Origin of the sequence: Paludisphaera sp., assembly GCF_037189885.1 — a bacterium.
Lineage (GTDB): Bacteria > Planctomycetota > Planctomycetia > Isosphaerales > Isosphaeraceae > Paludisphaera.
In genome coordinates, this window is sequence record NZ_JBBCIR010000041.1 from 1 (window position 1) to 6,832 (window position 6,832).

Sequence of the window (6,832 nt, forward strand, 5' to 3'; positions counted from 1 at the left end):
GCGTGGGTTGAAACCTGTTCGGGAGCCGGCAAGTCTTCGAGGTTCCGCCATGAAGAAGAGTGAATCGATCTACCGGGTCCGAATCCGGGGCGAGTGGGCGTGCTTCACTCGCCCCGAACTCAAGACCGAGCGGGTGACGTACCACGTCATCACGCCGTCGGCGGCTCGGGGAGCGGTGGAGGCGGTCTTGTGGAAGCCGGCGATACGGTGGCACGTCCATCGGATCGCGGTGCTGAAGCCCATCAAGTTCGCCGCCGTGAAGCGCAACGAGGTTAACGGCGTGATCCCGGTCGGCAACGCCCGGGCGATGATGCGCGGCGAGGACAAGCCCGACTATTTCGCCGACGAGGACCGCGCCCAGCGCAATGCCCTGATCCTCCGGGACGTGGACTACCTGATCGACGTCTCGTTCACGATGACCGGTCGGGCCGGGCCGGGCGATAACCCGCTGAAGTTCGACGAGATGTTCAAGCGACGGCTCGAGCGGGGCCAGTACCACATGTCCCCCTATCTGGGCTGCCGCGAGTTCCCCGCGATCGTCGAGCCCGCCCGCGACGACGACCCCGAGCCGGTCGCCATGGATATGGACTTGGGCCGGATGCTCCTGGACGTCGACTTCGGCCGTCCCAACCGACCCGTCTTCTTCGACGCCGTGATGAAGCAGGGCGTCGTCGAAGTCCCCCTGATAAACCGTCGCGAAGACGGCGTGGAGGTCGCATGATCCTCAAGGAACTGGCCGACCTCGCCCGCCGCGAGGGGCTGATGGAAGACCCGGATTACGAGCCCAGGCCAGTGCGTTGGATCATCGGCATCGGGAGAGGGGGCAAGTACCTCGGCGTGACTTCCCCGTCGGGCCCGCCCGACCCCAAGGGTAAGGTCCGGCCGAAGGTCTTCCAGGTCCCGCGTTCGCCGGTGCGGACCAGCGGATCGTTCGCCAACTTCCTGGTCGACAAGCCTGAGTACGCCCTGGGGTACGATCCGGACGACAACCCCAAGAAGCTCAGCAAACTCGCCAGGCACCGTGCGATGTTCCGCGAGTACGTCGAGTCCGCCATGGTCCTCGCGCCGGACGACCGTGGCCTCTCGTCGCTCCTCGAATTCCTCCGCGACGACGCGGCGGTCGCGGATGCAGTCACCGCGATACGCCAGGAGGCCGCCGCGAACGACCTGATCGCCTTCCGCTACTCGGACGGCGCCGACTCGGGCCTGATCCACGACCGAGACGAAGTGCGGGCTGCGTGGAAAAAGCTGCGACATCCCGCCGGCAAGCGGGCCGAAATGCTGGTCGAGTGCCTCGGCTGCGGCCTTCCGTCAGTCCCGGTCGACGTCCACCCTCAGGTCAAGCGGGTGCCCGGAGGCTCGACCTCGGGGATCGCCCTCGTCTCGGCCAACGCCCCCGCCTTCGAGTCGTTCGCCCTCTCGATCACCGAGAGCGCCCCGGTCTGCCGTGACTGCGCCGACGCCTATGGGACGGCCCTCAACCGCCTGTTCCACCCGCAGTACACGAACCCAGACGGCAAAACGCTCAAACGCCAGACGTTCCGCCTCTCGGAAGACACGGCCGTGATCTACTGGGCGTCGGGGGCCGACGAGCATCAGTTCGTGGACGAGTTCGGAGACCTCGACTTCGTCGACCCCGCCCAGGCCGGAGCGTTGTTCGAGGCCGTCGACTCGGGAAAGGGCGTCTCGCTGAACGACCCAACGCCTTTCCACGCCCTGATCGTCACCGGCGGCCAGGGGCGGGCGACCCTACGCGGCTACTTCCAATCGACCGTGGGCGAGGTCGCCGAACATCTCCGCACGTATTTCGACGACATCGAGATCGTCCGCCGGTTCGAGAACTCGGCGAAGTGGCCGGCCCTGTCCTGGCTCGTCCGCTCGTTAGCCCCCCAGGGGGAGTTCAAGAACGTCGACCCCGACCTCGCGGGCCGGCTCTTCCTGGCGATCCTGGGCGGGGCGCCGTTCCCCCGCGAGGTCCTCGCCGCCGCCGTCCGCCGCATCCGCGCGGAGAAGGTGGATTCCAAGAGCGGCAAGCACTCGCGCGAGCGTCTCGCGCTGATCCGCGCCACGCTCAACCGCCTCCGTCGGAAGGGCGACGTTCGGATCAACAGCCTCACCCCGAAGGAGATCACCGTCGTGCTCGACCCAGAATGCCGCACCCCCGCCTACGGGCTGGGCCGCCTCTTCGCCGTGCTGGAGAAGCTCCAGGCCGACGCCATCGGCGATCCCGGCGCGTCGATCGCCGACCGCTTCTACGGCGCGGCCTCGGCCACCCCGGCCGCCGTCTTCGCCACGCTGCTGCGCAAGGCCCAGCACCACCAGGCCAAGCTCGACGGCGCATACTATCCGAGGCTCATCCAGGAGGTCCTCGACCTCCTCCCCGCCGAGCCGTTCCCCTCCATCCTGACGCTGGAGGAGCAGGGCCTCTTCGCCCTGGGCTACTACCACCAGAAGGCCGAGCTCTGGCGGAAGAAAGCCAAGCCGGAGGCCGCCGTCGCGACCGCAGAGTGAGCGTCGAGCCCGACCGTCCATCGATCACCCCATTCGAACGAGGATTTCCCGATATGTCCAGCGAGACGACCGGCCAGCCCGTCGACAGGCGTTACGAGTTCGTCCTGTTCTTCGACGTCCAGGACGGCAACCCCAACGGCGACCCCGACGCCGGCAACGCCCCCCGCATCGACCCGGAGACCGGCCAGGGCCTCGTCACCGACGTCTGCCTCAAGCGCAAGGTCCGCAACTTCGTCCAGCTCACGCAGGCGGAAGGGAGCGGCGAGGACCTGAAACCGAGGGCCGGCTACGAGGTCTACGTCAAGGAGCGCGGCATCCTCGCCGTCCAGCAGAAACGGGCCTACGACGCCCTGGACCGCCAGCCCGACAACAAGTCGGCGACCGTCAAGGACGCCCGTGCCTGGATGTGCAAGACGTTCTTCGACGTCCGCGCGTTCGGGGCCGTCATGTCTACCGGCAAGGCCGGCGACGAGGACGCCGAGCCCAAGGCCGCCAAGGGCAAGGAAGAGGCCAGGAAGAAGGCCCCGGGGACGCAGAAGCTCTGGAACTGCGGCCAGGTCCGCGGGCCGATCCAGCTCTCGTTCTCGCGGTCGATCGACCCGATCCTGGCCCTCGAACACGCGATCACGCGGGTCGCCCTGACCAACGCCGGCGACACCACGCGCGGCAAGGACGTGGGCGGCGACGGCGAGGAGGCCAGCAGCGGCCAGATCGGCCGCAAGTCCACCATCCCCTACGGCCTCTATCGGGCCCACGGCTTCGTCTCGCCGTTTTTGGCCCGCGACACCGGCTTCTCCAAGGCCGACCTGGAGCTGTTCTGGCAGGCCCTCGCCGGCATGTTCGAGCACGACCGCTCGGCCTCGCGCGGCCTGATGGCGGTCCGCTCCCTTATCGTCTTCGAGCACGAGTCCGCCCTCGGCAACCACCCGGCCCACCGGCTCTTCGACCGGGTGACCTGCACCCGGCGCGACCCGGCGGCGAAGAAGCCGGCCCGATCGTTCGCCGACTACGCGGTCGAGGTCGACCGCGCGCCGATCGACGGCGTCACCATCCACGACCGGATCTGAAACGACCGCGTGCCGGGGGCGCGGGCCTCGGAGTCGAAGGCCGGGCCGCCCCCGCACGCGCGCCCGGAAGGAGACATGCGATGGAGGTCGACGACCTGCTGCCGCTCTCGGGCCTGCAGCACCTGATCTTCTGCGAGCGCCAGTTCGCCCTGATCCACGTCGAACAGCTCTGGGCCGAGAACGCGCTGACGATCTCCGGCACCCAGCTCCACGAACGAGCCGACCTCCCGGGCGGCTCCCTCGGCGCGTCGGTGCGGACGGCCCGGGCGCTGCCGCTCCGTTCCGATCGCCTGGGCCTGTCCGGCAAGGCCGACGTCGTCGAGTTCCACCGCGAAACGGTCGACGACGGAGCCGTCGTCTGGCGGCCCTTCCCCGTCGAGTACAAGCGGGGCCGGCCCAAGATCCAAGCCGCCGACGAGGTCCAACTCTGCGCCCAGGCGATGTGCCTGGAGGAGATGCTGGCCCTGGACGTCCCCCGAGGCGCCCTCTTTTATGGCGAGACCCGGCGTCGCAAGCCGGTCGACTTCTCGCCGACGCTCCGCTCGCGCGTCGAGGCGGCCGCCCTCCGATGCCGCGAGCTGTTCGACGCCCGAGTCACGCCCCGCGCGATCCGCCACAAGGGCTGCGACCGGTGCTCCCTCCTGGAGGCCTGCCTGCCCGACGTGACGGGGGAGCCGGACCGATCGCGGCCCGGGCCCGTCGCCCGGGCCCCTTACGTGGAACTTCCTGAGGACGACCCTTGAGCAATTACCACAACACGCTGTATGTGACCACGCCGGGCGCCTACCTGGCGAAGGACCACGAGAACGTCGCCGTGCGCGTCGAGCGGCAGACGCGGCTGGAGGTGCCGATGCACCACCTCGGCGGCGTGGTCTGCTTCGGGCCGGTCTCCGCCAGCCCTGACTTGATGGCCGCCTGCATGGAGCGCGGCATCGGCGTCTCCTTCCTCGACGTCAACGGCCGCTTCCTGGCCCGCGTCGAGGGCCCGGCCTCGGGCAACGTGCTGCTCCGCCGCCGCCAATTCCGCCTCGCCGACGATCCCGCGGCCTGCGCGCTCCTGGCCCGGTCGTTCGTCCTCGGCAAGGTCGCCAACGCCCGCTCGATGCTCGTGCGCTCGGCCCGCGAGCGGGCCGATCCTCCCCCGACCATGCAAGCGGCCGCGACGCGCCTGGCCGATCGGATCGCGGACCTCGAACGAGCCCACCTCACGACCGACGCCGTGCGCGGCCACGAGGGCGAGGCGGGGGCAAGCTACTTCGCCGCCTTCGACGCGATGATCCGCTCGACCGATCCCACGTTCCGGTTCTCCCGACGTTCACGACGCCCGCCGCTGGACGCGGTCAACGCGCTGCTATCGTTCGTCTACGCCCTCGTCCTGCACGACTGCTCGTCGGCCCTGGCGGCGGTGGGCCTGGACCCCGGGGTCGGCTACCTCCACGTCGACCGACCCGGCCGGCCCTCGCTGGCCCTCGACCTGATGGAGGAGTTCCGCCCGGCCCTCGCCGACCGCCTCGTCCTGGCCCTGATCAACCGGGCCCAGGTCGCGCCCAAGGGCTTCGTCCGCGACCAGGCCGGCGGCGTTTCGATGGACGCCGACACGAGGCGGACGGTCCTGGTGGCCTACCAGGAGCGCAAGCAGGCGTCGCTGACGCACCCGATCACCGGGGAGGCGACGACCTACGCCGTGGTCCCGCACATCCAGGCCCGGCTCCTGGCCCGGACGATCCGCGGCGACCTCGAAACCTACCCGCCCTTCCTGGTACGATGACGCCCCGCGCCCGAGAGGTCCTCGATGTTCGTACTGATCTGCTACGACGTCTCCACCGTGACGCCGGAAGGCCGGCGCCGACTCCGGAAGGTGGCCCGACTTTGCAAGGACTACGGCCAGCGCGTCCAGCAGAGCGTCTTCGAGTGCGACGTCGGCGAGGTCCAATGGGCGACCTTGCGTCCCGCCCTGCTGAGCACGTTCGACCCGGCCGAGGACAGCCTGCGATTCTACCGCCTGGGCGAAGACCCCTCCCGCCGGGCCGAGCACCACGGCGTCAAGCCGTCGGTCGACTTCGGCGGCCCGCTCATCGCTTGACCAGCCCGAGCCGACCGTCGCGGACCCCGAGCGCGGGCCAATTTCCCGGGAGGTCCGCGATCCACCCCAAACTCCCGCCGCCACTCGACTTAAGCGCGGCCGGTTCGTCGACTTGGATACGCAAACCGATGTCGCTACAATGGGTCCGCGTTTTCCGCCCCCTAAGTCGCTCGTGCTGCAGGTCTTGGGAGGCGGGCGGTTCCCCTCGCTGATGAAGCGAGGGGTGGGTTGAAACCGGGCCGCCTCCCCCACTCGGCGACCCCGCCGCATGTTCCCCTCGCTGATGAAGCGAGGGGTGGGTTGAAACTATCTGGCCCCCACGACCACGCGCGGAGGGGCGGGTTCCCCTCGCTGATGAAGCGAGGGGTGGGTTGAAACCGCAGAGCCTCCATGGCCTCCTCGACGTGGGGGGCGTTCCCCTCGCTGATGAAGCGAGGGGTGGGTTGAAACGAGGCCTGGCGCGACCCCGACTGGCGGCTGATGCAGTTCCCCGCGCCGATGAAGCGAGGGGTGGGTTGAAACAGCCCCCTCGTTCGTCGCCCCGTTCGTCCATCTCGTTCCCCTCGCTGATGAAGCGAGGGGTGGGTTGAAACATCGGGCCGCCCCCTGCGCCGCCGGGCTCCAGGGGTTCCCCTCGCTGATGAAGCGAGGGGTGGGTTGAAACACGGCCAGCTCGCGGATCTGGACGTCGGCCGCCGCGTTCCCCTCGCTGATGAAGCGAGGGGTGGGTTGAAACATGATCGCGAAGGTCTCCCGGCTGACCTCCGGCCGTTCCCCTCGCTGATGAAGCGAGGGGTGGGTTGAAACTTGACGGGGGAGGGCGGACGATGCGACGCGGATTGTTCCCCTCGCTGATGAAGCGAGGGGTGGGTTGAAACACGCGCTTGGCCCGTTTCGGTTTGCCTTCCGGCAGGTTCCCCTCGCTGATGAAGCGAGGGGTGGGTTGAAACGCCAACTACCGCCGGGCCCAGCGCCAGAAGCAGTGGTTCCCCTCGCTGATGAAGCGAGGGGTGGGTTGAAACACGACGCTGGGGCACGTCGCCTCGGGGTCCACGGGTTCCCCTCGCTGATGAAGCGAGGGGTGGGTTGAAACAACGAGACCATCCTCTGCCGCGCCCCCTACTGGTGTTCCCCTCGCTGATGAAGCGAGGGGTGGGTTGAAACCAGGAAT

General features: G+C 68.9%; 6 protein-coding genes and 1 CRISPR repeat array. All 6 genes read left to right on the forward strand.

Features of this window, described 5'->3' with window-relative positions; translation table 11 throughout:
• Positions 1–49 precede the first annotated feature (49 nt).
• The 6 genes from cas5c to cas2 all read left to right on the forward strand — a co-directional run bounded on the left by cas5c (position 50) and on the right by cas2 (position 5,661).
• Complete coding sequence (gene cas5c, locus WG209_RS13710) at positions 50–721, forward strand: type I-C CRISPR-associated protein Cas5c (protein ID WP_337175619.1); 672 nt, start codon at positions 50–52, stop codon at positions 719–721.
• Positions 718–2,511 (forward strand): type I-C CRISPR-associated protein Cas8c/Csd1, encoded by a 1,794-nt coding sequence (gene cas8c / locus WG209_RS13715; protein WP_337175620.1) that lies wholly within the window; start codon positions 718–720, stop codon positions 2,509–2,511. The genes cas5c and cas8c overlap by 4 nt, the downstream gene beginning before the upstream one ends.
• A 53-nt stretch (positions 2,512–2,564) precedes the next feature.
• Positions 2,565–3,578: a type I-C CRISPR-associated protein Cas7/Csd2 gene (cas7c, locus tag WG209_RS13720; RefSeq protein ID WP_337175621.1), complete on the forward strand. Its 1,014-nt coding sequence runs from the start codon at positions 2,565–2,567 to the stop codon at positions 3,576–3,578.
• A gap of 80 nt (positions 3,579–3,658) precedes the next feature.
• Positions 3,659–4,321 carry a CRISPR-associated protein Cas4 gene (cas4, locus tag WG209_RS13725; protein WP_337175622.1) on the forward strand — a complete coding sequence of 221 codons (663 nt, stop codon included), beginning with the start codon at positions 3,659–3,661 and terminating at the stop codon, positions 4,319–4,321.
• Positions 4,318–5,346: a type I-C CRISPR-associated endonuclease Cas1c gene (gene cas1c / locus WG209_RS13730; RefSeq protein WP_337175623.1), complete on the forward strand. Its 1,029-nt coding sequence runs from the start codon at positions 4,318–4,320 to the stop codon at positions 5,344–5,346. Before cas4 ends, cas1c begins: the two co-directional genes overlap by 4 nt.
• Positions 5,347–5,370: 24 nt before the next feature.
• The gene (gene cas2 / locus WG209_RS13735; protein WP_337175624.1) at positions 5,371–5,661 is read left to right on the forward strand and encodes a CRISPR-associated endonuclease Cas2; all 291 of its coding nucleotides are present in this window, start codon (positions 5,371–5,373) and stop codon (positions 5,659–5,661) included.
• A gap of 198 nt (positions 5,662–5,859) precedes the next feature.
• Positions 5,860–6,825: a CRISPR direct-repeat array (repeat unit 37 nt; unit sequence GTTCCCCTCGCTGATGAAGCGAGGGGTGGGTTGAAAC).
• Positions 6,826–6,832 lie beyond the last annotated feature (7 nt).

Bases quoted from the DNA above. Each gene is read 5' to 3' on its own strand.
- cas5c (WP_337175619.1), top strand. From the start codon at position 50: ATGAAGAAGAGTGAATCGATCTACCGGGTCCGAATCCGGGGCGAGTGG.
- cas8c (WP_337175620.1), top strand. From the start codon at position 718: ATGATCCTCAAGGAACTGGCCGACCTCGCCCGCCGCGAGGGGCTGATG.
- cas7c (WP_337175621.1), top strand. From the start codon at position 2,565: ATGTCCAGCGAGACGACCGGCCAGCCCGTCGACAGGCGTTACGAGTTC.
- cas4 (WP_337175622.1), top strand. From the start codon at position 3,659: ATGGAGGTCGACGACCTGCTGCCGCTCTCGGGCCTGCAGCACCTGATC.
- cas2 (WP_337175624.1), top strand. From the start codon at position 5,371: ATGTTCGTACTGATCTGCTACGACGTCTCCACCGTGACGCCGGAAGGC.